This is a genomic window from uncultured Campylobacter sp. (assembly GCF_937921625.1).
Taxonomy (GTDB): domain Bacteria; phylum Campylobacterota; class Campylobacteria; order Campylobacterales; family Campylobacteraceae; genus Campylobacter_B.
Genome location: NZ_CAKZTI010000018.1, coordinates 1 through 26480, shown reverse-complemented (window position 1 = coordinate 26480; position 26480 = coordinate 1). Strand labels below are relative to the sequence as shown.

Sequence of the window (26480 nt, the reverse complement as noted above, 5' to 3'; positions counted from 1 at the left end):
AATTTTATTTTTACACCGCTTTTCATTCGGTGCCGCGGATCGCGCATAAAACGCCTTAGCGCGACCTTCTTAAAATTTAGCCCTAAGTTCTTACCGCGCGCGAAGCTTTAAATTTAAGCCTCGCTCTTTGCGCTTTCGATATCATCGTTAGCGCCTAAATTTCGCACCAGACGGGTAGGCATGCTGTTATCTTTTTCAAATTTTGAGATGATCTCCACAATCTGCTCGCCAGAGACCGTCTCCTTCTCATACAGCGCCTTTACCATCTCCTCGATCGCCGGAGCGTAGGTCCTTAGCGTCTCTTTTACCGCCGCGTAGCGCTCATCCAGCGTCTTGCGGACATATTCGTCGATCTTAACCGCCGTTACCTCGCTGTAATCCTTGATGCTCTGTCCGCCGTTTAGGAAGGAATACTGCTGCTTTTCTAGCACCGCAAGCCCGAGCGCATCGGTCATTCCGACCTGAGTAGCCATAAATTTAAGCATATCGGTAGCGCGCTGCAAATCATTACCTGCTCCGTCGGTGATCTCGCCCAAAAACACATCCTCCGCCGCGCGCCCCGCCAAAAACGTATCGATCTCGGCAAAAATTTCATGGCGCTGATGCAGATATCTATTTTCAAACGGAGAATTGAGCGTATATCCCGCAGCGCTCAATCCGCGCGGCACGATAGTTACTTTAGATACCGGCATCGCGCCTTTGGTAAGCTCGGCGATGAGCGCATGACCGCTTTCGTGGTAGGCGACGATCCGCTTTTCGATCGGGCTTACGCGGCGCGATTTTTTAGCTAGTCCGATGCCGACGCGCTCGATCGCTTCGAGCAGGTCTTTTTGCTCGACCTCCGCCTTTGCCTCGCGACCCGCTAAAAGCGCGGCTTCGTTGATAATATTTGCAAGATCGGCTCCCGCAAAGCCCACGGTAAGGCGCGCGATCTCTTCGATATCGATATCGCGAGCAAATTTAACATCGCGCATATGCACTTTTAAAATCGCCATTCTGCCGTCGAAATCAGGTCTATCGACTAGAACCTGCCTATCGAATCTGCCCGGGCGCAGAAGCGCTGCGTCGAGCGTCTCAGGACGGTTAGTAGCCGCAAGGACGATCACCGGGCTTGATTCCGAGCCGAAGCCGTCCATCTCGGCAAGCAGCTGATTTAGCGTCTGTTCGCGCTCGTCGTTACCGCCGCCGATGCCGCCCGCGGTTCTGCTTTTGCCGATCGCGTCGATTTCGTCGATAAAAACGATCGCCGGAGCCTGCTTTTTAGCGTTATCGAATAGATCCCTCACCCTGCTAGCGCCCACGCCTACGAACATCTCGATGAAGCTCGAACCCGATACCGAAAAAAACGGCACGTCCGCTTCGCCCGCGACTGCTTTGGCTAGCAGCGTCTTACCCGTGCCTGGAGGACCCACTAAAAGCACGCCTTTTGGAATTTTAGCCCCGAGACTGATGTATCGCTCGGGGTTTTTTAAGAAATCTACGATCTCCTTAACCTCCTCTTTCGCCTCTTCGACACCCGCTACATCGCTAAATTTAACCTTCGGCTTTTCGGCGCTTACCAGGTTTTTGGAGCTTCCGATGCCGAGCACGCCGCCGCCCATATTACGCTGCATGCGGTTGGCTAAAAACATCCAAATTCCAAAGAAAATCACGAGCGGCAAGACCCAGCTAAAGAGCAGATCGGTCAAAAAATTACTCTCGTTATACGCGCCGTATGGAATTTTACGCGATTCTAAAATTTGAACTAGCTCGGGATCATCCACGCGCTTAGCGGTGTAGATTACGTTGCCGACTTGAGCTTTGATCGTGGAGCTTCCGATGGAGACCATGCTTACTTGGGAGTTTTTGATCTGCGATTTTAGCTCCGAGTAGCTTACGTTTTTAGTCTCGCCCGAGACAGAGCCCAGCATACCGTCGCTATTAAAACCGCCGTTTGGCGATATCGCCTTAAACACGACTATCAAAATAAGCGCGAAAATAATAAAAACGCCGATCGGATTTTTATTGAAAAAATTATTTCCACCGCCGTTTTGAGGGGGTTGATTGTTTTGGTTATTGTTCATATCTTCCTTTCATATACAAAGCTGAGCCATTCGTTTTGCTTTTTCATCTGCACGAAATTTAAATCCGAAAAGGCTTGCTCTATCCTATCTTTATATTTTTCTAAAATTCCCGACAGGACGAGCTTGCCGCCAGGTTTTAGCGCTTTTTTCAGATCCGCGCTTAGGACCAAAATTACGTCGGCGATTATATTTGCAACGATGAGATCAAACTGCGCGTCTTTGCAGAGCGCGCGCTCGCTTAAACTAGACGCTTGCTCGCCCAAGCTTGAAACGCTGCCGAGCCAAATTTGATCGATGCGCACGCCGTTTTTCTCGGCGTTTTGCTGCGTAGCTGCCACCGCCTGCTCGTCTGTATCGCAAGCGCTTACCTTTGCGCCCAGTTTTTTCATCGCGATACTTAAAATTCCGCTGCCGCAGCCCACGTCAAGCGCGCTCATGCCCGCGCGAGCAAGCTCGCTAAGCAGCGCCAGACACATATTGGTACTTTCGTGATGACCTGAGCCGAACGCTAGAGCGGGATCGATCAGCAGATCAATTAGCGCGGGATCTTGCGATCTTTCGCACCAGCTCGGACGGACGTAAAATTTACCGACTGCCACGGGCGCGACCCCTTTTTTATATTCGTCGAGCCAGTCTTTGTTTTGCTTTTTTGAAATTTCGATCTGCAGATCGGCGTCTAAATTAAGAGATCGCGCGAGCCCCTTTTTAAACTCCTCAAACGCAAATTTTAAATTTTGCAGATCCTCTTCATCGCGGATTATGAAGCGCTCGCCGCGTTCTTCGACGCAGGTAACGCCGAGCTCAAACGCGAAGCTCTTGAAAAGCTCGCTCGCATTCGCGCTTTTTACGATCATCTCATAAAAAAAATCTTTCATCGCCTCACATCGCCTTTAAATTTTAAAATCTGCATATTACTAAAATTTAGTTCAAACTTTGCTTACGCTGGGGCGTTTTTATAGAGCTTCAAATGCCTTTTTAAGATCAAGCGTGCCCTCGTAATACGCCTTGCCGACGATGACGCCCGCTATTAGCTCTGCGTTTTTAACCGCGATTATGTCGTTCATATCTTTCACGCCGCCGCTTGCGATAGTATCGATGCCGCTAGCTTTCGCGATAGAGCGGCTAAATTCTACGTTCACGCCGCTTAACATCCCGTCGCGCGATATGTCGGTGCAGATGATCGCGCAAACGCCTGCGTCCGCGTAGTATCGCGCCAGATCGGTCGCTTTTACGCAGCTTAGCTCCGCCCAGCCCTCAGTCGCTACTAGCCCCTCTTTTGCGTCTATGCCCACGACGATGCGGTAAAGCTTCGCCATCCCCCTTACGAAATCCTGGTTTTTTAGCGCTGCCGAGCCCAGGATAAATCTATCGACGCCTAAGCTCAAATACTCCTTTATGCGCGCTTCGTCGCGTATGCCACCGCCCACTTCGACGCGCAAGCGAGTGCTTTTTACGATCCGCTCGATCGCTTTGAAATTTACCGCCTCGCCCGCAAACGCGCCGTCGAGATCAACCAGATGCAGCCACTTAGCGCCGAGATCTTCAAATTTTTTGGCTAGCTCGCAGGGGTCCTTGGAATAAATTTTTGCGCTTTGCATCTCGCCCTTGCTAAGGCGCACGGCGCATCCTTGTTTCAGATCAATCGCAGGGAAAATCTCCATCACAGCTCCGTAAAATTTTTAATGATTTTTATGCCCGCATCGTGGCTTTTTTCGGGATGCGGCTGAAAGGCGAATACGTTTTCGCGCCAGATCGCGCTTGCAAACTCATAGCCGTAAAACGTGCTCGCAAGCGTGATCTTGCGCGCGCAAAGGACGTGGTAAGAGTGCACGAAATACAGATACTCAAACTCGCCTAGGCCCGCATTTATCGGCGAGCGCTTGATAAAGTGCGCGCTGTTCCAGCCGACGTGCGGGATCTTTAGGCTTTCGGCGCAAGTGGAATTTTGTCCGCAGCGCTCGCTAGGCTCTGCCCCGTCTGAATTAAATTTCACCCCCTGAATATTAAATTTCGTTTTGTCAAATTTCACGACGCGACCGGGTAAAATTCCAAGCCCGCTGCGCGCGCCAAATTCCTCGCTTTGCTCGAACAGAAGCTGCATCCCAAGGCAGATGCCTAAAAAATATCTGCCGCTCGCGACGAACTCTTTAATCGCGGCGTCCATACCGCTTGCGCGAAGCCTCTCCATCGCCTCGCCGAATGCGCCCACGCCCGGAAGCAGGGCTTTATCGCAACTCAAAAGCTCTTCGGGGCTGCGCGCTAGGCAAAATTTAGCGCCGCAAAAGCTAAGCGCGTTCATCACGCTTTGGATATTGCCCGCGCCGTAATCCACGATACCGATCAAGCCGTGCCCTTCATATCGTTTAATCGGTGCGAAAACTCCGGCACGATACGTTTTAGCTTATCCGCGACCTGCGCGTCCTCGCACTCCGAAAGCTCCTCGATCTGCGAGCTTAGCTCCTCTAGGTCGTATTTTGCGGAGTGGGTTACGAAGATGGATTGATACTTCGTGCTCTTGTCGTTTTCGTCGATCAAAAGCTCCTCATAAAGCTTCTCGCCTGGGCGCAGACCTACAAATTTAATGCCCAGCTCCTCCTTGCCGGCAAGCTGCAACATTCGCTTGGCAAGATCGGCGATCCTTACGGGCTCGCCCATATCCAGCACGAAAAGCTCGCCGCCCTGCGCGATGGAGGCTGCCTGAAGAACGAGCTGACACGCCTCGCTAACGAGCATAAAATATCTCGTAATCTCGGGGTGCGTAACGGTAAGCGGCTCGTTCGCTTCGATCTGGCGTTTAAATTTAGGAATGACGCTGCCGCTTGAGCCGAGCACGTTTCCGAAGCGGACGGCGACGATCTGCGTATCGCTTGCCGCATCGTTGGAATTTAGCGCGTAAAGCTCGCAGATGCGCTTCGTCGTGCCCATAATGTTCGTCGGTCGCACCGCCTTATCGGTCGAGATCAAAACGACCTTTTTCGCGCCATGTTTTTTGGACAGATCGATTACGTTTTTAGTGCCGATGATATTGTTTTTGACCGCTAAATGCGGATTAAACTCGCACAGCGGCACGTGCTTATACGCCGCTGCATGCACGACTACTTCCGGATGAAATTCCGCAAAAACCTCCTCCAGCTCGCGATGATAGACGATATTTATCATCTTTAGCTCGTTGCGCATATCTGCGCCCGTCGCTTCGTTGATCGAGTAGAGATTAAACTCGCTGTGTTCGACCATAATGAGCCTCTTTGCGCCGAATTTCAAGCACTGCTTGCAAATTTCGCTTCCTATCGTGCCGCCCGCGCCCGTTACCAGCACGATCTTGTCTTTGATAAAATTTTCGATCGCCTTGGTGTCGAGGTCTTTTGGCTTGCGAGCGAGCAGATCCTCGATCGATACGTCGCGGATCTTTTTGCTCTCATCCTCCAAAAGCGAAAAGAGCTTGATATCCTTTAGCCCGTATGCAAACAGCTCGTCGTAGAGCTCCTTTAGCTCGTCAGGATACAGCGCCAGCGCGATGATCGCGGTTTTGGCGCCGCTATCTTTGATCATCTGCGGAATTTCGCTCTTAGCCCTGACGACGTAGTTTTCGCAATAGGTCCCTACTAGCTCAGGCCGCCCGTCCACGACGCCCACCGGATAGTAATTGATATATTTTTGCCGCATCCCTTTTAGGACGTGAAAGGTCTTGCTCGTAGCGCCTACGACGATGCAAGGCTCGTTATTCGTGATGTTTTTCTTCTCGCTTAGAAACATCCGCTTTGAAATTCTAACCCCGCTGATCAAAATAAACGAGATCGCTGCATCGATAATGATGACCGAGCGCGGGAAGGGGTTAAAAACTTTACTCGCTAAAAAAAACAGGATCAAAAAGGTAAGCGCCGCCATCACGTGCGCGTAGAAGAGCTTTCTCGCTTCGTATAGCCCGAAAAATCTCCACGGAACTAAATAGATCCGCAAAAACCAAAAGTAGCAAATTTTAATCGCCGTGAGGCTCGAGGCGCTAAGCAGCGCGCCTTTATAGAATTCGTTCGGTATATCTCCGCTAAATCGCAGCAAAAACGCGATATAAACGGAGAGGATCGAGATAAAAATATCTCCCAGCAAAAAAAACGCAAAGCGGCTAAATTTAGTGGGTTTTAACAGCATCAGATGTTTTCTTTTACGATTTTTACGACGCGCTCGATCGTCTCGTCGCTCATATCTGTGCCGCTAGGCAGGCAAATTCCGCGCTCAAACATATCCTCGCTCGTGCCGTCAACTACGCTAAGCGCGCCTGCGAAGATACTTTGCAGATGCATCGGTTTCCAAAGCGGACGAGATTCGATGTCGGCTTTATTTAGCGCATCGATAACCTTTAGATGAGCGCCTTTTTGTTTAAATAATAAAGTCGTAAGCCATCTATTGCCCTCGCTACCATCGACTTCCGGCATAAACTCCACGTCGGCGCCTCTAAACAGATCCTCGTAAATTTTAAAAATTTCGCGTTTTCTCTTTACGCGCTGCGGCAAAACCTCCATCTGACCTACGCCGATAGCGCCTAAGACGTTGCTTAAGCGGTAGTTGTAGCCGTAGTCCTTGTGTTCGTAGTGAAGCAGCGGCTCGCGCGCCTGGGTGCTTAAAAATCTAGCCTTAGCCACTAGCTCCTCATCGTTTGAGATCAGCATTCCGCCGCCAGAAGTGGTGATGATTTTATTGCCATTAAAGCTTAGTGCGCCGCATTTTCCGATACCGCCAAGTGCTTTACCCTTATAAAATCCACCCAGCGCCTCTGCGGCATCCTCGATAACATCAATGCCTTCGTTCGCGCAAATTTCGCATATCTCGTCCATCTTCGCAGCCTGTCCGTAAAGATGCGTAACGACGAGCACCTTTGGCTTTTTCGGCGATTTTTTGATCGCTTCTTTAAGCAGCTTCGGGCTTAAATTCCAACTCTCGTCGCTGTCTATCAGCACCGGCACGCAGCGCTCGTAAAATATCGGATTTAGCGACGCCATGAAGGTAAACGTGGAGCCAAGCACCACGTCGCCGTCCTTTACGCCGCTGCAGCGAAGCGCCAGATGAAGCGCCGCCGTGCCTGCGTTTAACGCTAGCGCGCCGCGTGCGTGCGTATATGATTTCACCGCATCCTCAAAGCGATTTACATATTCGCCTAAAGGCGCGATATAGTTACTCTCAAATACCTTTTTTATATACTCAAGCTCATCGCCGCCCATATTCGGCGGGCTTAAAAATACTCTTGCCATCTCTATCCTTCCTTGATCTTTAAATTTAACCTCGCGCGTCGCAAGGCTAAATTTAGCTTTCGGCATTAAATTTAAATGCTCGGATTTTATCACTTTTAATGCTATAAATTTTAAATTCAGCTATTTTTTTTAATCACGCGAGCGGGTACGCCTACCGCCGTGCAATCGCTAGGTATGTCGCGCACTACCGCAGCGCCCGCGCCAATGATGCAGCGCTGCCCGATCTTTAGCCTCTGAATGACGCTGGCGCCGATGCCCACGTGCGAAAACGCCCCCACCTTCACGCCGCCCGCAAGCGCCGCGTTTGGGCTAATGTGCGCGAACTCGCCGATCTCGCACTCATGCTCGATTACGACGCCTGAATTGATTATCGCGCCGCGACCGATTTTAGCTCGCGCATTTATCACGGCGCCGGGCATTACGACCGCGCCTTCGCCGATAGAGGCGCTTGGGCTAACGATGGCGCTTTGATGAATCAGCGTCGCTATCTCAAAACCCGCACGCACCACCTTCTCTTGGATCTTTGCGCGAGTTTTGTTATCGCCGATAGCGATTATTACGGGGTGCTTCGGCAGATCCTCGCTAAATTTTGGCCCTGCCGCGTCGTCTAAAAAAACGACCTCGCTAAATTTAGCTCCGCGCGCGACTAGCGCGACGTCCGCGACCACCAACCCGTGTCCGCTCGCGCCGTAAACGTAAATTTTAGTTGTGCCCATTAAATTTCTCCGTAGTCGCCATGCCCTCTTTATTTACGCCCTCTTTCGCAAGCACTTTTTTAATCGTTAAAAGCGCGATTTTAAGATCGAGCGCGAAGCTTAAATTTTGCGCGTAATACGTATCGAACTCAAATTTTTTCTCCCAGCTGATCGCGTTGCGTCCGTTTACCTGCGCAAGCCCCGTGATGCCCGGGCGCACGCTGTGCCTAAGGCGCTGCGGCGGCGAATAAAGCGGCAGGTACTCAATCAGTAGCGGACGTGGTCCGATGAAGCTCATATCGCCCTTTAGCACGTTAAAAAGCTGCGGCAGCTCATCCAGGCTTAGCGCGCGAATTTTTTTGCCGTATTCATTAAGCCGCTCTTCGTCGGGCAGCAATTCGCCGTCCGCGCCGCACTCGTCGCTCATCGTTTTAAATTTGTAAATTTTAAAAATTTGCTCATCAAACCCAGGGCGAGATTGCGTAAAAATCGTGCTTTTGCTAATGTGTTTGCGGATCAAAAACCACGTAAGCGCCATCACGGGCGAAACCAAAATGATCAAAACCAAAGCCGCCGTAAAATCTAGCGCGCGCTTTAAAAAACACCTATACATCGATAAATTTCCTATAAACCTCTAAATATTTTTCCGTGACGATCTTTTCGTCGTAATTTGCAAGCACCATCTCGCGCCCGTTTCGTCCCAGCCTCTCGCAAAGCGGCTCATCATCTAGCAAAATTTTGATCTTTCGCGCAAGATCCTCTGCGTCGCGAGTGCGGCAAATTAAGCCGTTGACACCATCTTGCACGGCTTCTACGCAGCCGCTGCAATCGCTTACCACGCAGGCTCGCGCCATGCTCATCGCCTCTAAAACTGTGCGCGGAAAGCCCTCCTTGTAGCTAGGAAGTGCCAGCAAGTAACTAGCCTTCAAAAGCTCAGGCACATCGTTTCTAGCACCTAGATAATGCACCGCACCGCTTTGCAAAAACGCAGGATCAGCAGTGCTTTTATTGCCCGCAAAGCCCTCGCCCACAAAGACAAATTTTGCATCCGATCGATCTTTTAAAATTTCTGCTGCTTCGTAGAATTCTCTCACGCCCTTATGCCACATCGCGCGAGCTATCATCAGTACGATCTTTTTGCCGTGCAAATCCTCGCCCAAATCCGCCGCACTAACGATTTGGGGGTTGAACCTTTCAGCATTTACGCCTACACTTTTAATCCTTATGACCTTTTGCTTCGCAATAAGCCCGCGAGATAGCATATAATCAGGATCGGCATCGTTTACAAATATGCAAGCATCCGTCTGCGAAAATGAAAATTTATAAAGCTTCTCCAAAACCGATCGCACGAGCCTTGTTTTAATATCTTCGTCGATATAAAAGCTGCCCAGCCCCTCGACTAAGTTTATCACATATTTTATACCCGCCTCTCGAGCCGCCAGCGTACCAAACACGTTTGATTTGTGCGCAGCTGTTTGCAGCAGGTCCAAATTTAGCCTCTTTAGCTCGCGCGCAAGGGCTTTGGTGTTGCTAAATACGGTAAGCGGATTTAAGCTCGCTCGATCAAGATCGTAGGTTACGGCATTAAAATCGCGCGCTAAATCCTGCGTATAAGCGCCACGAGGAGCGATTGCGAAAACCTCGTGCCCGTGCTCTTTTAAAGCCTGCATTATCGGGCGGCGAAAGAAATGTAAGCTCATATCGGCATGGCTTAAAAACCCTATGCGAGCCATCTGTTGCATTCCTTTTTTGGCGTTGCGAGATTAAATTCCATAAATTTCTCCTTAGCTTGCGGCAAAATTTATCTAGCGCTTTAATTTATAAACTTTCACAGCAGGGCTTAAGATCACAGGCTCGAATAGCTCGGGTCTATATCTTTCAAATACAAAAAGCTGAATGTAGCTTGAGTTTAGCATCGTCTTATCTAGCAGCAAAAATCGCCCGTAATCGCGCATGAAAACCACGTAAAATTGCGCGCTGCTGTCCATGTTAAGCTCCTTGACCGCCAGCTTGCCGCTCGCGTCGTAGCTCGTTTCATAAAAGGTATTGATCGCGAATTTTCTGCCGCTAAATTCTAAACTAAGCAAATTCGGAGAGATCGAAAAGCCGTTGTCCATATGCACGCCGCTTTGATCTTGAACGAACCTATCGCTCGTTATGAAAAACAGCTCGCCTAGCTGCTTGCCGTCAGTGATGTCGATGTTTGAAAACTGCGTAACGACGGGGAAGATATTCATCATGCGATCGGGCAGGATGTAGTAGATATCGCGCGTAGGCTTCGGCGGCTTAAAATCAGCCAGTCCCAAGCTTAAGATAAAATCATTTACATCAGTCGCGTTGTAGTCTTTTAAAATTTGCTTTAGCTTGTTTGGAATTTTTTCGCTATATCCGCGCTCGGTGTATTCGACATCCAGGCGCGCCATATTTGCGGAACTCATCTGATCTCTAAAAAGCGCGAAGCTAACGGGAAAATTATCGTTGCCGAGGTGTTTGCCACCGTCGATGAGGGTCTTTACGTCGCTGTAATAGCGTATGCCGTAACCGTAGTCCCACCACGAAAGCGCGTAATCCTCGCGCTGCGCTTTATCTTTGAGCTCATCTAGCACCCGCACCTCGCTTTGATAAAAGACCGTATCGACCTTGTACGAGACGATGTGCTGCCATGCAGGATAGATCGCAAGTGCCGTCAAAATAAGCAGTATCGCGCGCCCTGCGATCTTTGGCAGATCCAAGCGCTTTACGCAAAAATACAAAATATATCCGAAACTTAGCCCCATCACGCCCACGGCGTAGATTGTAAATCTAAGGCCCGCTTTGTTCGCTGCAAAGCCCAAAAGCAGAAGTGGGATCGAGAGCAAAAATTCCTTATGTCTAAAGCAAAGCACTAAATATCCGATCGTCGCGATCACGAAAACCGCGACGTGCGAGCTGATGCGCTCCATAAAGATATTAGTTGGCACGATGCCCGATTCTTGGATTGTTTGATTGACGTTGAAAAAATGAAATGCCGTATCGGCGTTGTCCGCAAAGGAACGGAAGATATAAAATTTCGCCTGAAAGATTATCGGACTAAGACCTCCGTTTGCGACGAAAAAGACTACGGCAAGCGCGCCGATAATCGCTAAAATTTTAAAATTTAATAGCTTTCCTCTAAACGCAAAGAGCCAAAATAACGCAAGCGAGATTAAAATTTTAGCTACCAAAGGCGTGGAGCAAAGCGCAATCAAAAAGATGATCATCGCTTCGTAATTTATCGCACTTTTTCGCTTAAAAATCAGCGTGTAGGCGAAAAATACGGCGAGCATCATGGAATTTAGCGAGAAGCTGGAGGGATACCACCACATATAAAATATCGTAAACGCACCCAGCCAAAACAGCGTGCTGCGCGAGCCGCGCGTGCAAATACGGATGAGTGCCCACAAAATACACATCGCAAGCACGATATTTAGCATATCGGTGTCGTAATACCCCGCCATAGTGCGGTTGTAGTAGCTATTCGCCACGCTCGCGACAAGCGCGCCGATGAAGCCCGCGCGCATGCAGCGAAACTCGCTTGAGATCAGCAAGATCGGCACTACGATGAGCGAGCTAAACAAAGCCGGCAGATAAACGAATATCGTCTCGATTTTAAAGGGCAAAATTTCAGCCAAAAACGCCGTCACGATCGAAAGCGGTGCACTAAAGTAGCTAAGATCGTTGGGCTGATGAAAGCCGGCGAGTCGGTCGCGCGCGCCCTCTGCAAAGGCGTAGCCGTCGTTGGTGTTTATCATCAGCTCGTCGTTCCAAAAAAAGTAATTCGGAAAGCCGCTCGCCCAATGCACCCACCACATACGAAACGCCACGCTAAAGGCAAATGCGAACAAAATCATCAGCAAAATATGCTTGGAGAACTCATAATTTTTTATAAAGCCAAAAATTCTGCGCCTGGCAGGGAGCACGCCAGCTGACTGATTTTTAGAATTTTGGGAATTTTCCGCTGTGGAGTTTTTAGAATTATCAGAATTTATGCCGTTTGTAGAATTTAAAGCACTTACGGAATTCGCATTTTTAAATTTAGCCAAATTAGCGGCTTTTGCGGAATTTTTATTTGTAGAGTTCGCAACGCCAGCGGAATTTTTATTTGTAGAATTTTTGCTCGTGGAATTCGCAGTGCCTTTCAAATTTGAGTTTGTAGAATTTGCGCCTGCGGAATTTTCAGAATTTACCGAGGTAGAATTTCGTCCACTTGATTTTTTAGCCTTTTTGGATTTTTTTTGTGCTCGCATTTTTGCAGAAACAGCGCGCACTTGATCGTCGCTTAAATTTTTAACGCCGGCGTGCGCGGAATTTTTGCTCGCGGAATTTTTTGCATCAAGCGCAGAATTTTTATCGCTCTGAGGCGCGGTATCCTCGCTACCCTCAATCTCGGCATTTTCGCCATTAAAATTCTCTCCGCCGCCTGCGGAATACTCTGCATCAAAATTTCCCTCACTAGCAAAATTTTCGCTTAGGGCAGCTTTGTCGGCACCCATTGATTGCGCGCCTTTTTGATCGTCCAATCCTTCGTCGATCTCTCTAACGCTAAAAGCCTTTTTTTCTTCACCCACGCCTATTTTCCTTCGTCGATTTGTTCTATTTTTGCGATCAGCTCGCTTGCTATCCGTTTTTTATCGAAAAACGAGGCTTTAATTTTAGCCTTTTTCTCATAAAATTTTACATAATTTTCATCATCCAGCGCTTTTTGCATCGCCGCTTGAGTGCTTTCTAGATCGTTTACGCCCACCAGCACGCCCCATTCGCTCTGCCCCATAAGCTCGCGCGCGCCGCTTTGATGATCGCTTGAAATCACGAGCTTGCCGCACGCAAGCGCTTCGATAAGCGCGTTTGAAAAGCCCTCAAAAAGGCTTACGAAGACAAACGCATAGCATCTAGCCATATATTTATACGGATTTGCGTCAAAGCCCAAAAGCTTCACGCGGCTGCCCAAGCCGAGCTCCTCTATCAGAGCCTCAAGCTCGGCTCGCAGCACGCCGTCGCCCAAGATCAGCAGGTCTTTGTCGTTATTTTTTAAATTCGCATACGCGCGGATCAAAAGCGCGTGGTTTTTACCCGCATCGAGCCTGCCGACGCTTAGGAAAAAGGGCCTCTGCTGCGCGATAGGCTCGCTAGCTTTGCGGCCGATCTCATCTAGATCGATCGCGTTGTATAGCACGCTCATTTTGCACTCGTCAATCCCGAAATTATCCGCCAGATCGCGCAAATTTCCAAGCGAATTCGGAAAGATAAAATCGGCCTTCGGATAGAGCTTGCGAAGCAGAAGCTTTGAAATTTTGGATTTAAAGCTCGGCTCTTTATACAGCACCGACGGCGTCGAACATTCGTTAAAAATCATCGCTCCGCGCAGTCCGTAAACTCGCGCCAGCGCCGCAACGTAACAAGGACGGTTCATCCAAACGAAGTGGATGTCGATACCCAGCCTCTCGCATAGCTTTTTGTATCGCAGCGCCAAAAACGGAAGCTTTGCAAGCTTCAGCAGCCCATTTTCAAAGGGGGCTGATTTTTCGATGAAATGGATCTGCACGCCGCTTGGAATTTCATAAAAAATCCTCTCGTTCATCAGCACCAGATGCACTTCGTAGCGCGCCGTAAGCTCGCCTAATAGGTTACTTACGACGCGCTCGGCGCCGCCGCCTCCCATAGAATATATAAAAACGCTTAATTTCTTCATCCCTTTACCTTTTAAATTTCTGCCGCGCCATAAATTTAAACTTTGCTCGCGCCTTTTTACGCGAACATACGCCGCACACTCCGTTTAAATTTAGCGTATTTTGCGCTGTTCTAAGCGGCTAAATTTCATCACGCAACGCGGCTTTGTAAATTTAGCCACGCCGATACGCTCAGGCGCAAGAGCCTATCTTATAGCACACTGAAGTTTAAATTTAATCCCTGCGCGCCGCGGCGACGTAATAAACGGCACTACTATTTGCGCGCAAACCGATCGATCAAGCCCTGCCAGAGCTCGACTATGCGCTCCTGCGAAAAATCGTCTAAATTTTCATTTGCATTTTGCACGAGCCGCTTTTGCAGCGCCTCATCGCGCATCAAATTTTCAAGCTTGCTCGCAAGCTCGCACGTATCGCCGCATTTAAACAAAACGCCGCTAAAGCCGTCCTTTATGAGCTCTTTTGCACCCGCTGTATCGCTGCTAAGCCGTGCGCAGCCGTAAAACGCAGACTCGATCAGCACGTTCGAAAGCCCTTCATTAAGCGAACTGAGCACAAAAATTTTGGCTTCTTTATACAGTTCGCTCACGTCCTGCTTATGCCCTAAAAATCGCACTTCAAGCCCAAGCTGTGCTGCCAGCTCGCGCAAGCTTTCGCGCAGCGAGCCGTCGCCCGCGATTAAAATTTCCCACTTCGCAAGCAGGCTTTTATCGATCCTGCTTAGCGCGTCAAAGTAAATTTCATACCCCTTTACGGGCTCGAGCCTGCCGACGCTTAAGATCACGTTTCGCTTAACGCCCTTGGTATCGCAAATATCGCCGAAAAAGGGGTTATGCACGACGAAGCAGTTTTTGACAAATCGCGAATAGTACTCAAAGTCCGAACGCGTAAGCACCGTAAGCGCGTCCGCTTTTTTATAGCACAGATCGCGCACGCGGCTAAAAAGCCCGCTTCGCAGATAATCGTGCGCGTTATGCTCGGTCGCGATGAGCGGGATATCTAGCCCAAAGCTTGCGATCACGCACGCTACGTTCGTCCAGTCCATAAAGCTGATGATGACGCTTGGGCGCTCGCGCTTGAAACACTCGCGCAAAATTCTGTATTTATCGAACCTGCCGCCGTTTTTATAAACGTCCAGATGCAAAAATTTTATCTTTTCGCTAAATTTATACCTACCCTCGTCATTTTCCAAAATCGCGATCGTAACGTCGTTTGCGCGCGCAAAATGGTTCGCCAAAACCTGAAGCACGCGCTCGGCGCCGCCGTTTCTAAGAGCTGCGATGACGAATAAAATTTTCATTTTAACTTCCGATAAATTTTATAAAATAGCCGCAAAAGCGCGGGGCTAGCGTAAAATAAGACCATCATCAGCGTCTGCGTGCGGCTTGCATGCGCCGCGAAAAATCCAAAATCCAGCCGCTCGCACACCAAAGCGTGCAGTGAGCGGATCTGCTGCGCAGCTTCTGCGGCGTTTAAAGGCGAGCGGGGATCTGCGGTCTTTCTTTGCGACGCGGAATTCTGCTCAGAATTTCGCATATAATTTTGCTCGGAGGAATTTTTAACTGCAAAATTTTTACCGCATGCGCAAGATAAACTATCAGCACCATGCAAATCTGCTTCGTTTGCCAAGCTGCACGTATTAGCCTCGGAAGGAGAAGTTGCATCTCCATCCAAGCCTGCAAGATCAAAGCTCGATTTGATAATTAAAAACGCCGTATTCAGCGCGGACTCGCAGCGAGTAAAATTAGCCTCACGCGCCAAGCTTGGATAATTCACAGCGATCGCCTCAGTATAGCGGCGCACCGCAGCGATGACCGCAAGATGCCTGCGCGCAAATGAGTTTACGGTCGAGCCCGCCCTTACGCGGTAAAAATATAAAATTTCATCCGTGCACGCCGTAATAGAAGCGTTAAAAATATCAAAAAATATCGCCACATCCTCATAGATCTGCCCCGTAGGAAAGCGCAAAGCAGTGAAAATTTCGCGAGCAAACAGCGCGCGCCAAACCGCGGTGCTAAAATACGGATCCTGCGTGCAGCTGCGTCTAAAAAGCTCTTGCGGCGATATTTTGTATTCGCCTGCGTTAGCATTCGAATTTACGATCTTTTCCGGATTATTAATCTCTTTAAAATTTTGATTTTCTTTAGAATTTAAAGCCGCCTTGAAATTATTTATTTCGCTCTCGTCGCTAAATGCTGTGTAGCCACACATAGCGATTTTGGTGCAAAATTTCTGCGTCAGGCGAAAAAGCGTCTCAATCAAATCAAGGCTTATCAAATCATCGCTGTCTACGAAACTGATAAACTCCCCGCAAGCGACATCCAAAGCAGCGTTTCGTGCACTAGCCTGCCCGCCGTTTGGTTTATGCAGCACGCGCACACGGGGATCACGCGCGGCGTATTCGTCGCAAATCGCCTCGCTACCATCATTTGAGCCATCATCTACGAGCAAAATTTCTAAGTTCGTATAGGTCTGCGCCGTAATGCACTCCACGCAAGCGTGCAGAAATTCTTTGACATTATAAACGGGGATGATGACCGAGATTAGGGGATTTTCGCTCATTATTCCTCCCTGTGTATCGTAGCGTCTATGAAATCAAGCCAGCGTCGCCCGATCGTTTCAATTTTAAAGCTCTCCTCGCGCTTAGAGGCATTTTGCACGAGTCGCTCGCGCAGCTTTTCGTCGCTCATTAGAATTTCAAGCTTTTTTGCGATGCTCGCGCTATCGCCTACAGGGCATAAAAACCCATCCACGCCGTCGCTTATAAGCTCGCTAGGACCTGCGATGCAATCTGTAGAAATTCTAGCGGTGCCGAAAAATATACTCTCCATCAAAATATTGCAAAAGCCCTCCATCTTGGAGGTTACAACTACGATTTTAGCGCGTTCATATAAGCTTTCGATATCGCGCACAAAGCCGATGAACTGCACATTTAAGCGCAGCTTCGCAGCTAGGCTCTCAAGGCTCTTTCGTTCCTCTCCGTCGCCTGCGATCACCACCTTCCACTCTTTTAAAAGATTGAAATCTATAAGCGCAAGTGCCTTAAGAAGGACATCAAAGCCCTTATAGACATTGAGCCGGCCGGCTGCTAGGATGATATTTTCTTTAGGCGGGCGAGCATCTTTAGCATGGCTGATCTCAAACATCGGATTAGGCATAATCACTCGATTTTGCACATATGTGTAATGATCCAGATCGAATTTACTAAGCACACTAAGACCTGCAGCTTGCGGATAAAAGATCCGCTTGAGCGCTCGCCAGATCGGACTTTTTAAAAAACGGTGATTGGTATGTTCGGAGACGATGATTTTCTGCCCAACTCCTAGATTTGCGATAAGCGTAAGGACATTGGTATTATCTAAAAACGAGATTACTACGTCAAATTTACGACTTTTTAGAAGCCTGTGCAAGGCTAAAATTTTATCGTAGCGCTTTTTTATATTGCCAAATATTCCTAAATCGCCTACTCCTAAATCCAAGCTAATAAGCTCGATCTTAGAATCTAGCGCGTAAAACGGCTCATCTGCGTCAAATTTTATCACACAGACTTCATTCTCGCGGCAGAAAAAATTTGCCAGCACGCTTAGCACGCGCTCGGCACCGCCCTTGCCTAAAGCAGAAATTACCATAGCTATTTTCATTTTATGAGCCTAAACTTGTTTTTAAAAATTTCATTGAGTCCTCTCTTTTACGGCGCAACGCCTCATTTACGCCATCCCAATCGATAGTCGCGTCCAACCGCGCATCTTTGGGATCTTGCAAAGCTCTATCTTCAAGCCCGAACGAGCCCAAAAGCGAGCTAAAGCGCGACGCGCCGCGACTAGCATTAACGAACACAAAAAACGGCTTATTAAAGATTATGGAAAATACGCAGCCGTGAAATGAGTCGGTTAGCACGAACTCCGCGCCTGCAATAGCGTTTATCCACGCTTTTATGCCGATGCGGTTGCCGCGGTCGTTCACCTCATATATCTCTAGGCCGCTTTGCTTTTTTAGTAGCTCTATCGCCGCTTCAGAGCGAGGCGATGGATCTAGGATATAGGCAAAACCCTTGCGCTGCGGTGCATGGCTTAAAAATTTATCGTAAATCTCTTTGTTAGCTAAAAGCGTAGGATCCAGTACCCAGTGCGCATCTACGCCAAAGTATTCGCGTGCAAGCTTTACACCATCGCACTCACGCACCGAAATAGCTTTAAATTTAGCCAAATTTGCAGCGTGAGCTTTTAAATCTGCGGGATTTTTAAGCCCACAGAGCCTATCTCCGCCGAAGCTTGCAGCATAGGCGATCCGCGTGCAGTTAGGCGGCAAAAATCCAAGGCTAAAGCAATCTGCAAAATCCGCAAAATAACTAGGGCGAAAAACCTGATCGCTTCCTAAAATCACCGCTTCAAAGCGCTCTTTCTCGCACAGCGCCTTTAAATCCGCAGGCGTGCAAACAGGCGCGGTTAAAGGGATATTTTCCGCTACAAACTCGCTAGTATCGCGCTCGTAAGAGGGATTAAATTTCGCGCCGCAAAGCTCCTTTTTAAGCGCGCATGCCACTAAAAATTTAATATACGCAATCGATAGTTTACTTCTTTGCAGGCGCAAGTTTATGAGACGTGGCTCATGCCCAAGCTCCACTAGCACGCGGCTTAGCGCGTAAGCTTGTAAAATTCCGCCGTAATTATTTACTAGCGGCAGGGTAAAAATCCCGATCTTCATGCAAACTTCCTATAAATTTTATATGCCGCGATCTTTGGTAGCGTCAAAAGCGCTAGCACTTTATTCGCAGCGGCAATTTTTTTAAGCCTAGCAGCGATGAAATCATCACAATCAAAATGCGTAGCGCTATATCGCTGGATCTGAAGCTTCTGGCGCAAGATGTAGCGTCTAAGCGGGTTTTTCGCGCCATAGAAAATTTCGTTTTTGCACTCTACCTGGCTTTGCTGCGAGCGCTGCACCTCTGCTACGGATATCCGCTCGCAAAAAATCGCCTCGCGTGCCTGCTTCGTAGGCTGCGAAAATAGCACGTCAATCTGAGCTGCGCGCGTAATTACGAGCGATGTGCCGCGCCACTCGCTCATTTCGCTTTGCAGCCACGCATCCATCAGTACGACGTCGGCGCATTTGGCAAAAACGTCGGTGCAGGCGTTGCACGCAAGCGGCGTAAAAGCGCGCGAACTCCAGTAGGCAAAGGCGCTACTACTGCGATCGTCTATCGCCTCGCTACCGTCTGTAGCGCGGAATTTAAAGCCAAAGCTCATCGCGCTTTTGCCCGCGATTTTATATCTGTAATTAACCGCTGCGAGCTGCTTACGCTCTTTAAACGCAAGATCTGCCAGCTTATGCGTAAAACCAGCACCCTTGCCCTGTCCGCAAACCAGCCCAATAATAAAGCTTATGCGGGATTTAAGGCGCGGATTTTTACTCGCAGCAAGCCTTAAGGCCTTGGCAAAACACGGCAGCGCGCTAATCGCGTATCTACCCTCGCGGCGCGACATCTCCTTTAGCACTGCTTCAAGCGTGAGCGGATAGTAAGCGGACGAGCGCGCACGAGTAAGCTCACCAGCATTTTTTATCACGCTAAATTTAAATAGTGGCACGGAATTTTCGCCCGCATAATTTCGCGCATTTTTGGAATTCTCGCAAGCAAAATTCTGTGCTGATACGGAATTTTTACAAGAAGCTTTAGAATTCTGCGCGAAATTTTCATTTGTAAAATTCTGCATGGAATTCTGCGTAAAATTTTCGCAAAAGGAATTTTGCGCACTCGTAAAATTTATAGAATCATCGTCCGCCAAATTCTGCGTTAAATTTACCATTACGGAATTCTGCTCGAAATTTTCGGTTGCGGAATTTTGTAAATTCTGTGGCTGCGCTAAATTATTGCAGGCAGAAAAATCACGCTTGGAATTTTGGGCTATAAAATCCCCTTCGTCCGCAGGCACGGCGCAAATCGCGTAATCAATGAGCCCGCGCGCAAAAAGCTCGCAAAAAATATAATCTCCCGCACCGCCGCTTGCACTGCTTAGGCGCTGCGCTTCATCTTTTTTGTAGAATTTATAAGTGGCTAAAAACCTGCCAAAATCTGGGCTAAAGCCTTCCAGCTCTGCGTATGATTTAGAATTTAGCTCGTTTTCAAGCGCGTCTTTTTCGTAAAACGGGCAGACTTTTAGGCAGATATCACATTTGTCGCGGCACCCTTCGCCCTCCTCAGGCGCGTAAAATCCATTGCCTCCAAGCCGCATTTTTAGCACGCTAAAAGGGCAGCTGCTCGCGCAGACGCCGCAGCCGATACAGCGGTCTTTCGTAACTACTTCGCTAATTACATTGAAGCTCAAGCCCGCCTCCTTATCTTAGCTGCAATGCCACCAAAAATCGCGCGTTCGTAGTCATTCATCGCCCAAAAATACGCGCTTAGCACAAACATAGCCGAATAAAGCCCGCCGCAAATTAGCAAAAAGCTCACTCCGTGCAAGCCTAATGCGTAATTTATCGCTAGGCTTACTGCGATTGCGGGAGCAAATTTTACTACCATCGCGCCGATATTTCGCCAAAATTTAGCGATGTCAAGTCCGATTACACGAGCATAGTAGATATTCATCACGCAGATATTTAACAAGGTGATCGCAAAAGCCGTGCCGCACGCAGCGCCCACGCCACCGTAAGCCTTAGCTAGTGGGATAGAAATAGCGATATTTACGAGCGTAACGCAAAACGCGGCGATTGAGCGGAATTTGACTTTGTTTTTTGCCTGAAGCACGGCTAAGCCTAAATTTTGAATCAACGGCACGCTTACTGGAAGCACCAAAATAAGCGCGATTGCATATGAAATTTCATAATTTGCGCCAGCCCATAGCACGATAAACTCCCGCCCAAAAATCACCAAAAGCGACGCGATAAAAAATATCACGTAAAATTGCAGCCTGCCTATTTTGATAAATTCCGCGCCAAGCTCGGAATCGGTGGAGTTTGCAGAGACCATTTTGGCGATTTTAGGAAGCATCACACCGCTAATGGTGAGCGAAAGCGTGACGAAAGTGGCATTTATCGTGCTTGCTACGGCATACGTGGAGACCGCTGTAGCGCCTGCTACAGCGCCTAAGATAAAATTATCGACATTCCAGTTTACTTGATCGACTACGATGCCTAAAAATATAAAAAACGAGTAGCCAAAAATTTGCTTAAGCGTGGAGGTGTCGAAATTTCGTACGCTTATCACGGGCGAGACTTTGCTTTTGCAATAGATGAAATCTGCCGCGACGCAGATTAAATTTACCGCCGTAGCGATGATTACGATCGCGATAGCCTTATATCCCAAAAGTAGCGCAGGCACCGCAGCTAGCGGCAGAGCGATCGTGCGAAAGATCCCAACTAGCTTGATAAATACGAAATTCTCATGCGCCGTAAGAATCGACGAATAGATGCTAAAAGGAAAACTAATCGCTAAATTTGCAGTTAGTAGCATTAGCATAATGCGAATTTCGCCCATCTCACTAGTACTTAGCTTAGCGCCAAAAATCGCGTGCAGATTGGCTAGCAGCGCAGCTCCTGCAAGCACGATCACCGCGCTCATTACCAAATACACGCTAAAAATCGTGCCGTGCAGCTTATGCATGCGCTCCACTTCGCCGCTTGAGACGTATTTAGCGGTATAGACCGTCACGGCGTTACCAAAACCTAAATCCAAAATCGCCAAATAACCGATAACGCTACTAGCCAAAGAATACAGCCCAAACTCGCTCTGCCCCAGCGCTCGCAGAAAAAACGGCGTATAAACCAAAGTAAGTATCGTAGAAACAAAGATATTTACATACGATAGCACGACGCCGAGCTTGCGCTGTGCGGCTTCGGGGGCATTTAGAATTTTAAGCAAACAAGGCTTCCTTTTGCTCGCCGCTATTAAACGCGGCGGAGTAAAATTTTAAAATTTCAAATCGCACTTTCACGCTAGAACCTAGAGCTTCTTTTCCCAATTAAGCGCGCTTAGGATGATCTCATCCAGGCTCTCGTGCTCGGGATGCCAAGAGGTTTTGGTGCGAATTTTATCTGCGTTTGAGATGAGGCAGGCAGGATCGCCCGCTCTGCGCGGAGCGATCTCTACTTTAAAATCCACGCCGCTTACTTTTTTGGCTTCATTAACGACCTCTTTTACGCTAAAGCCCGTGCCATAGCCTACGTTAAAGACCGCGCTCTCACCGCTTTGCAGATAATCAAGCACCGCCAGATGCGCGCTTGCGAGATCTTCTACGTGGATATAGTCACGTATGCAGGTGCCGTCCTTGGTGTCGTAATCATCGCCGAAAATGCTCATCTTATCGCGCTTGCCGACGATCGTTTGGGTCGCTACCTTAATTAGATGCGTCGCGTTCGGATAGTTCTGCCCGATCGTGCCGTCGCTAGCGGCTCCTGCAACGTTGAAGTAGCGCAAAATTCCATATTTAAAATTCGGATTTGCCGCAGCCGCGTCTTTTAGCACCCACTCAACCATCAGCTTGCTTCTGCCGTACGGATTGATCGGGTTTTGCGGAGTTTCTTCGCTTACTTGCGGGATGTCCGGCTCGCCATAGGTCGCTGCAGTGGAGCTAAAGATGAAATCTTTCACGCCGTATTTGTTCGCAAGCGCGATCAAATTCATCGCGTTGGCGGTGTTGTTTAGGTAGTATTTTAGCGGATTTTGCGTGCTTTCAAAAACCTCGATAAACGCCGCAAAGTGAATGATCGCGTCAAACTTCTCGCGCTTAAAAAGCTTCTCGATCGCAGGGGTGTTTTCTAGGCTTTCCTGCACGAACTCAAACTCGCCTATCTTGCGAAGCGCCTCGATCGCTCGCATCGAGCCTTTGCAAAGATTATCCAGTATGACGACGTCGTGGCGGTTCGCTTCTAAAAGCGCCTTTGCGACGTGGCTGCCGATGTATCCCGCGCCGCCTGTGATTAAAATTTTCATCTATTCTCCTTCGGATCAAATTTATCAAAACACGCGATTATAGCCCCTTAGATTAAATCGCTGGTCGCACGCGCAAAAATACGGGGAAGCGCGGCTTTTTCTCGCGGGTTAAATTTTGGTATTGATAGGTGATGATCGTGCCCACCTTAGGCGGATTTGCCCGCATCTCGTCGCTAAAGCCCGTACCTACTTTAAATTTCACTCCGCTACGCAAATCCACGCAGCTAAGCGAGCCCATCTTACCCTCGTTTTTGCCATAGCCCGGGTTGATTTTTACGACCTTGCAATCGCTATCGTGCGTCTTTTTGTATTTTAAAATTTTATCGCTGCGCCCGCTCTCATAAAGCGCGTTTGGATCGCGCAGCACGACCCCCTCGCCGCCTGCTGCGATGACGCGATCAAAATACGCCTGCACGTCGGCGTGCGTGCTTACCGGGGTTTGCTGCACGATGAGTAAATTTTGTGCTCCGCTTGAAGCGATAAAATTTCTTAAAATTTCCATCTTCGCGCTCAGGTTTTTCTGCTCCTTCGGCAGATCGAACGCGTAAAATTTCACCCTGCTCCAGCGCTCATCGGGCACGCTAGAAGAGACGATCGAGACGAGCTGCTCAAACTCTCCGCGCGCCGTGTATAGCTCGCCGTCCACGAAAAACGGCGGAAAGCCCGCGCTCCAGCCCTCGGGGGCGTTTATGATCTTGCCGCGCCTGGAGCGCAGATTTTTGCCGTCCCAGATCGCGCGCACGCCGTCTAGCTTCTCGCTGATCACCCAGCCCGTGATATTCATGCCGGGGACGTATTCTTTAAGCAGCATCGGTTTAAATTTAGCCTCATCCGCAACCGCGCCGCAGAGCAAAAACAGCGCACCCAAAATCGCGCCTTTTAAAATTTTAAAAATTTCACTTCGCATATGCCACCAGCTCCCTTTCTATAAAGTCGCAAAAAACGGGCGTGTAGCTCATGCCCGCGCACTCTTTTTGCAAAAATTCGCCCATCACCGCGATGTAATTCAGATAGTCGTCCTTGGTGATCTTGCCGCGCAAAAGCTCGTATTTCAAAAACAGCCAGTAGGTGTTAAGCACGTCGGATCTGCAGTACTCGTCGATCTTGGCCTGCTCGCCGCCGTAATACAGCTGCAGTACCTGATCGCCGTGCACGTCGTATTTGCCCGGCAAGCCCACGCTAGCGCAGATATGATCGAGCTTAAGCCCGCGAACGGCGCCAAAATCGCTGATGTGATCAAGCAGATCCAGATGAAACCGCCCGTCGTAGCGGCTGCGGTAGTTCTCCCATTTACTCTTGTTGTTATCGCGATCGTTCGTCTCAAAATACGCCGCGGCGCTTAGATCATAGCACATCGCGCGCGCCATAATCATCGGCAGATCGAACCCGCGTCCGTTGAAGCTCACGAGCCGTGGATTAAAATCCTCGATGAAGGTTAGGAATTTTGCGATTCTATCGCGTTCGCTCTCGCCATCAAGCGTCGAAACGCGCAAAAACCTGCCGAATCCGTCCGCCATCACGGCGCTAATGCTAACGACGCGATGGAAGCAGACGGGCAGGAACTCGCTGCCGGTTTTTTCTTTGAAAATCTCCATCGCCCTAAGCGAGAGCAATTTGTGGTTTAAAATTTTGCTTTTATCCGCGTTAAAGATCAATTGCTCGCCGTAAATTTTAAAATTTAGCGCGTTTGACGCGAGATCTTGCGCGGAATTTGAAGCGAGATTTTCGCTCTTTGAGTTTTGGAGCGTAGAGCTTTCCGCCGCGGAATTCTGAGGCGCAGGGCTTCGGGGCATAGAATTTTCCGTCGCGAAGCTCTGTGCTGCGGAGCTTTGAGACACGGTATCGTCGTAGGTTAAATTTAGCGATGCGGAATTTTTGAGCGCCGTATTTTGTGGCGCTAAATTTTGCTCTGTGGAATTCGATGCGGAATTTTCGCTCGTAAAATTTCCCTGCGCGAGATTTTCAGCGGAATTTTCACTCGCGAAGCTTTGAGACGCGACGTCTTGCTGCGTAAAGCTTTGCGGCGCGGAATTTTGCTCGGAATTTTCTATTTTAAAATTCTGCTCCGCCGAATTTACAGCAAAATTTAAAGGCGCACTTTGCTTCTCGCCGCCGATCTTTTGCGAGAGCTGCGCGTCAAAAAGCTTTGCAAAGCTTTTTTTATCGAAAGACTCAAAGCAGTCCGCGATCGCATCCTCATCCAGCACCCGCACCAGCGCCGCTACGTCGGGGATCGTCTCGCAATCAAATACGCAGATATAATCCTTTTTCATCAAGCTCCTTCCTGGCGGCTTTTACCGCTTTTTTCAAAAACGGCTCTGAAATAATCCTCTATCTCCATGCCGTTTTTAGGTATGCTCGCTAGATCGAGCTCCTTGCTCATCCGAGGTTTTCATTGCCGCTTCCAATCTTAAAATTTTACGCTGCCGTATTTTCGCGGCAAAAGGGGCGTGCGCGGAGGCGCGGCAAATTTCGCTACCGCTCGCTGCGGCGTAATTACTGTGCACGAAAGCGCGCCGGCCGTTAAATTTATCCTTCGATCAAGCGCCTGATACCCGGCAAAAGCTCGCCGGACGCCTCGCAAATCCTGCTTCGCAGCACGCTAAAATCGCCGCAGTAATCGCCCAGAAGTTGCAAAATATCGTCTCTGATCGCTTGCGAGCGCTCGCTCAGAAGCAGCTCCTGCAAAAGGGCGAAAATTTCGCTCTCATGCGCCAGCGTGCAGCCGTAGTAGGGATCAAGGTAATAATCTAGACACAACAAAAGCGAGGCTTTCTCGGCCTCGTCATCACCTCGCAAAACGGCGGCGATGCCTTCTATGCCGCTCTCTGCTATGGCTTTGTGCCTAGCTTCGTAATAGACCGTGCGCACCAAATTTAGCCTTTTTTACGTATCTTTTTACTCGACCTTAGCCGCATCCCACGCAAGAATCGTCTTACCTTTGGCGTCGGTGGCCACGTCGCCCATACCCATGATGTTGTAGCCGCAGTCGACGTAATGCACCTCGCCGGTCACGCCGCTAGCAAGGTCGCTGAGTAGATACATCGCGCTGTTGCCGACGTCTTGCGTCGTGACGTTGCGCTTGAGCGGCGCGTTGATCTCGTTGTAGCGTAAAATCATCCTAAAGTCGCCGATACCGCTTGCCGCAAGCGTCTTGATCGGGCCTGCAGAGATCGCATTTACGCGAATATTTCTTGCTCCAAGGTCGTGCGCTAGGTAGCGCACTGAGCTTTCAAGTGCTGCTTTTGCGACGCCCATTACGTTGTAGTGAGGCACGAATTTCGGCCCGCCAAGATAGGTGAGCGTGAGCACCGAGCCGCCCTCTTTTAGCACCGGAAGCACCGCGCGCGTGAGGCTTAGCAGCGAATACACGCTCGTGCCCATCGCGATATCAAAGGCCTCCTTGGTCGTGTTTACGAACTCGCCCTCTAGCGCTTCTTTGGGCGCATAGGCCACGGCATGCACGACGAAATCTATCTCGCCAAGGTCTGCTTTGATGCGATCCGCAAGGCCGTCAAGATGAGCTGGGTTGTTCACGTCGAGCTCATAGACGAATTTGCTGCCAAACTCCTCTGCGATCGGCTCTACGCGTTTTTTTAGCGCGTCGTTTAGGTAGGTAAACGCCATCTGCGCACCCTGGGCGTGACAAGCTTCGGCGATGCCGTAAGCGATGGATTTGGCGTTAGCAACGCCGACGATGAGGCCTTTTTTGCCTTTTAAAATCATTATTTCTCCTTTCTATTTTTGCTTGGCTTTTTCTACTTATTCTGCGTTAAAATTTAAAAAATAATGCTCACGAACCATATGTTCGCTCCGCTTATTTTTTAAATTTTGCCTTGACTAAGCGA

General features: G+C 49.1%; 22 protein-coding genes. All 22 read right to left on the bottom strand.

What is annotated here, in order from left to right; all coding sequences use genetic code 11:
* Window positions 1-113 precede the first annotated feature (113 nt).
* The 22 genes from ftsH to fabI all read right to left on the bottom strand — a co-directional run bounded on the left by ftsH (window position 114) and on the right by fabI (window position 26358).
* Complete coding sequence (gene ftsH, locus Q0101_RS02520; protein WP_297942006.1) at window positions 114-2063, bottom strand: ATP-dependent zinc metalloprotease FtsH; 1950 nt, start codon at window positions 2061-2063, stop codon at window positions 114-116.
* Window positions 2060-2938, bottom strand: a complete 879-nt coding sequence (locus tag Q0101_RS02515; RefSeq protein ID WP_297942003.1) for a 50S ribosomal protein L11 methyltransferase — start codon at window positions 2936-2938, stop codon at window positions 2060-2062. Before Q0101_RS02515 ends, ftsH begins: the two co-directional genes overlap by 4 nt.
* Before the next feature lie 78 nt (window positions 2939-3016).
* On the bottom strand, window positions 3017-3724 hold the full coding sequence (hisA, locus tag Q0101_RS02510; protein WP_297942001.1) for a 1-(5-phosphoribosyl)-5-[(5-phosphoribosylamino)methylideneamino]imidazole-4-carboxamide isomerase: 708 nt from the start codon (window positions 3722-3724) through the stop codon (window positions 3017-3019).
* Complete coding sequence (gene hisH / locus Q0101_RS02505; protein ID WP_297941999.1) at window positions 3724-4407, bottom strand: imidazole glycerol phosphate synthase subunit HisH; 684 nt, start codon at window positions 4405-4407, stop codon at window positions 3724-3726. The genes hisA and hisH overlap by 1 nt, the downstream gene beginning before the upstream one ends.
* A complete protein-coding gene (locus Q0101_RS02500; RefSeq protein ID WP_297941997.1) occupies window positions 4404-6209 on the bottom strand; it encodes a nucleoside-diphosphate sugar epimerase/dehydratase in 1806 nt (601 codons plus the stop codon). The genes hisH and Q0101_RS02500 overlap by 4 nt, the downstream gene beginning before the upstream one ends.
* Complete coding sequence (gene pglE, locus Q0101_RS02495; protein ID WP_297942022.1) at window positions 6209-7306, bottom strand: UDP-N-acetylbacillosamine transaminase; 1098 nt, start codon at window positions 7304-7306, stop codon at window positions 6209-6211. Before pglE ends, Q0101_RS02500 begins: the two co-directional genes overlap by 1 nt.
* Before the next feature lie 116 nt (window positions 7307-7422).
* Complete coding sequence (pglD, locus tag Q0101_RS02490; protein WP_297941995.1) at window positions 7423-8022, bottom strand: UDP-N-acetylbacillosamine N-acetyltransferase; 600 nt, start codon at window positions 8020-8022, stop codon at window positions 7423-7425.
* Window positions 8009-8614 (bottom strand): undecaprenyl phosphate N,N'-diacetylbacillosamine 1-phosphate transferase, encoded by a 606-nt coding sequence (gene pglC / locus Q0101_RS02485; protein ID WP_297941993.1) that lies wholly within the window; start codon window positions 8612-8614, stop codon window positions 8009-8011. The genes pglD and pglC overlap by 14 nt, the downstream gene beginning before the upstream one ends.
* Window positions 8607-9734 (bottom strand): glycosyltransferase family 4 protein, encoded by a 1128-nt coding sequence (locus Q0101_RS02480; protein WP_297941991.1) that lies wholly within the window; start codon window positions 9732-9734, stop codon window positions 8607-8609. The genes pglC and Q0101_RS02480 overlap by 8 nt, the downstream gene beginning before the upstream one ends.
* Window positions 9735-9806: 72 nt before the next feature.
* On the bottom strand, window positions 9807-12587 hold the full coding sequence (locus Q0101_RS02475; protein ID WP_297941990.1) for an STT3 domain-containing protein: 2781 nt from the start codon (window positions 12585-12587) through the stop codon (window positions 9807-9809).
* A 2-nt stretch (window positions 12588-12589) separates the two neighbouring features.
* Window positions 12590-13708, bottom strand: a complete 1119-nt coding sequence (locus tag Q0101_RS02470) for a glycosyltransferase (RefSeq protein WP_297941988.1) — start codon at window positions 13706-13708, stop codon at window positions 12590-12592.
* A gap of 251 nt (window positions 13709-13959) precedes the next feature.
* Window positions 13960-15003: a glycosyltransferase gene (locus Q0101_RS02465; RefSeq protein ID WP_297941985.1), complete on the bottom strand. Its 1044-nt coding sequence runs from the start codon at window positions 15001-15003 to the stop codon at window positions 13960-13962.
* A complete protein-coding gene (locus Q0101_RS02460; RefSeq protein WP_297941984.1) occupies window positions 15000-16265 on the bottom strand; it encodes a glycosyltransferase in 1266 nt (421 codons plus the stop codon). Before Q0101_RS02460 ends, Q0101_RS02465 begins: the two co-directional genes overlap by 4 nt.
* Window positions 16265-17344: a glycosyltransferase family 4 protein gene (locus tag Q0101_RS02455; RefSeq protein WP_297941981.1), complete on the bottom strand. Its 1080-nt coding sequence runs from the start codon at window positions 17342-17344 to the stop codon at window positions 16265-16267. Before Q0101_RS02455 ends, Q0101_RS02460 begins: the two co-directional genes overlap by 1 nt.
* Window position 17345: 1 nt before the next feature.
* A complete protein-coding gene (locus Q0101_RS02450) occupies window positions 17346-18407 on the bottom strand; it encodes a polysaccharide pyruvyl transferase family protein (protein WP_297941979.1) in 1062 nt (353 codons plus the stop codon).
* Window positions 18404-20026 (bottom strand): Coenzyme F420 hydrogenase/dehydrogenase, beta subunit C-terminal domain, encoded by a 1623-nt coding sequence (locus tag Q0101_RS02445; protein ID WP_297941977.1) that lies wholly within the window; start codon window positions 20024-20026, stop codon window positions 18404-18406. The genes Q0101_RS02450 and Q0101_RS02445 overlap by 4 nt, the downstream gene beginning before the upstream one ends.
* A complete protein-coding gene (locus Q0101_RS02440; protein WP_297941974.1) occupies window positions 20023-21561 on the bottom strand; it encodes an oligosaccharide flippase family protein in 1539 nt (512 codons plus the stop codon). The genes Q0101_RS02445 and Q0101_RS02440 overlap by 4 nt, the downstream gene beginning before the upstream one ends.
* Before the next feature lie 81 nt (window positions 21562-21642).
* Window positions 21643-22632 (bottom strand): UDP-glucose 4-epimerase GalE, encoded by a 990-nt coding sequence (galE, locus tag Q0101_RS02435; RefSeq protein ID WP_297941972.1) that lies wholly within the window; start codon window positions 22630-22632, stop codon window positions 21643-21645.
* Between the two features lie 52 nt (window positions 22633-22684).
* Window positions 22685-23539: a DNA ligase gene (locus Q0101_RS02430; RefSeq protein ID WP_297941969.1), complete on the bottom strand. Its 855-nt coding sequence runs from the start codon at window positions 23537-23539 to the stop codon at window positions 22685-22687.
* Window positions 23529-24905 (bottom strand): 3'-5' exonuclease, encoded by a 1377-nt coding sequence (locus tag Q0101_RS02425; protein WP_297941966.1) that lies wholly within the window; start codon window positions 24903-24905, stop codon window positions 23529-23531. The genes Q0101_RS02430 and Q0101_RS02425 overlap by 11 nt, the downstream gene beginning before the upstream one ends.
* Before the next feature lie 256 nt (window positions 24906-25161).
* Window positions 25162-25503, bottom strand: coding sequence for a hypothetical protein (locus Q0101_RS02420; RefSeq protein ID WP_297941964.1), 342 nt, complete (start codon window positions 25501-25503; stop codon window positions 25162-25164).
* A gap of 27 nt (window positions 25504-25530) precedes the next feature.
* Window positions 25531-26358: an enoyl-ACP reductase FabI gene (fabI, locus tag Q0101_RS02415; RefSeq protein ID WP_297941962.1), complete on the bottom strand. Its 828-nt coding sequence runs from the start codon at window positions 26356-26358 to the stop codon at window positions 25531-25533.
* Window positions 26359-26480 lie beyond the last annotated feature (122 nt).

Bases quoted from the DNA above. Each gene is read 5' to 3' on its own strand.
- ftsH (WP_297942006.1), bottom strand. From the start codon at position 2,063: ATGAACAATAACCAAAACAATCAACCCCCTCAAAACGGCGGTGGAAAT.
- Q0101_RS02515 (WP_297942003.1), bottom strand. From the start codon at position 2,938: ATGAAAGATTTTTTTTATGAGATGATCGTAAAAAGCGCGAATGCGAGC.
- hisA (WP_297942001.1), bottom strand. From the start codon at position 3,724: ATGGAGATTTTCCCTGCGATTGATCTGAAACAAGGATGCGCCGTGCGC.
- Q0101_RS02500 (WP_297941997.1), bottom strand. From the start codon at position 6,209: ATGCTGTTAAAACCCACTAAATTTAGCCGCTTTGCGTTTTTTTTGCTG.
- pglE (WP_297942022.1), bottom strand. From the start codon at position 7,306: ATGGCAAGAGTATTTTTAAGCCCGCCGAATATGGGCGGCGATGAGCTT.
- pglD (WP_297941995.1), bottom strand. From the start codon at position 8,022: ATGGGCACAACTAAAATTTACGTTTACGGCGCGAGCGGACACGGGTTG.
- pglC (WP_297941993.1), bottom strand. From the start codon at position 8,614: ATGTATAGGTGTTTTTTAAAGCGCGCGCTAGATTTTACGGCGGCTTTG.
- Q0101_RS02480 (WP_297941991.1), bottom strand. From the start codon at position 9,734: ATGGCTCGCATAGGGTTTTTAAGCCATGCCGATATGAGCTTACATTTC.
- Q0101_RS02470 (WP_297941988.1), bottom strand. From the start codon at position 13,708: ATGAAGAAATTAAGCGTTTTTATATATTCTATGGGAGGCGGCGGCGCC.
- Q0101_RS02465 (WP_297941985.1), bottom strand. From the start codon at position 15,003: ATGAAAATTTTATTCGTCATCGCAGCTCTTAGAAACGGCGGCGCCGAG.
- Q0101_RS02460 (WP_297941984.1), bottom strand. From the start codon at position 16,265: ATGAGCGAAAATCCCCTAATCTCGGTCATCATCCCCGTTTATAATGTC.
- Q0101_RS02455 (WP_297941981.1), bottom strand. From the start codon at position 17,344: ATGAAAATAGCTATGGTAATTTCTGCTTTAGGCAAGGGCGGTGCCGAG.
- Q0101_RS02450 (WP_297941979.1), bottom strand. From the start codon at position 18,407: ATGAAGATCGGGATTTTTACCCTGCCGCTAGTAAATAATTACGGCGGA.
- galE (WP_297941972.1), bottom strand. From the start codon at position 22,632: ATGAAAATTTTAATCACAGGCGGCGCGGGATACATCGGCAGCCACGTC.
- Q0101_RS02430 (WP_297941969.1), bottom strand. From the start codon at position 23,539: ATGCGAAGTGAAATTTTTAAAATTTTAAAAGGCGCGATTTTGGGTGCG.
- Q0101_RS02425 (WP_297941966.1), bottom strand. From the start codon at position 24,905: ATGAAAAAGGATTATATCTGCGTATTTGATTGCGAGACGATCCCCGAC.
- fabI (WP_297941962.1), bottom strand. From the start codon at position 26,358: ATGATTTTAAAAGGCAAAAAAGGCCTCATCGTCGGCGTTGCTAACGCC.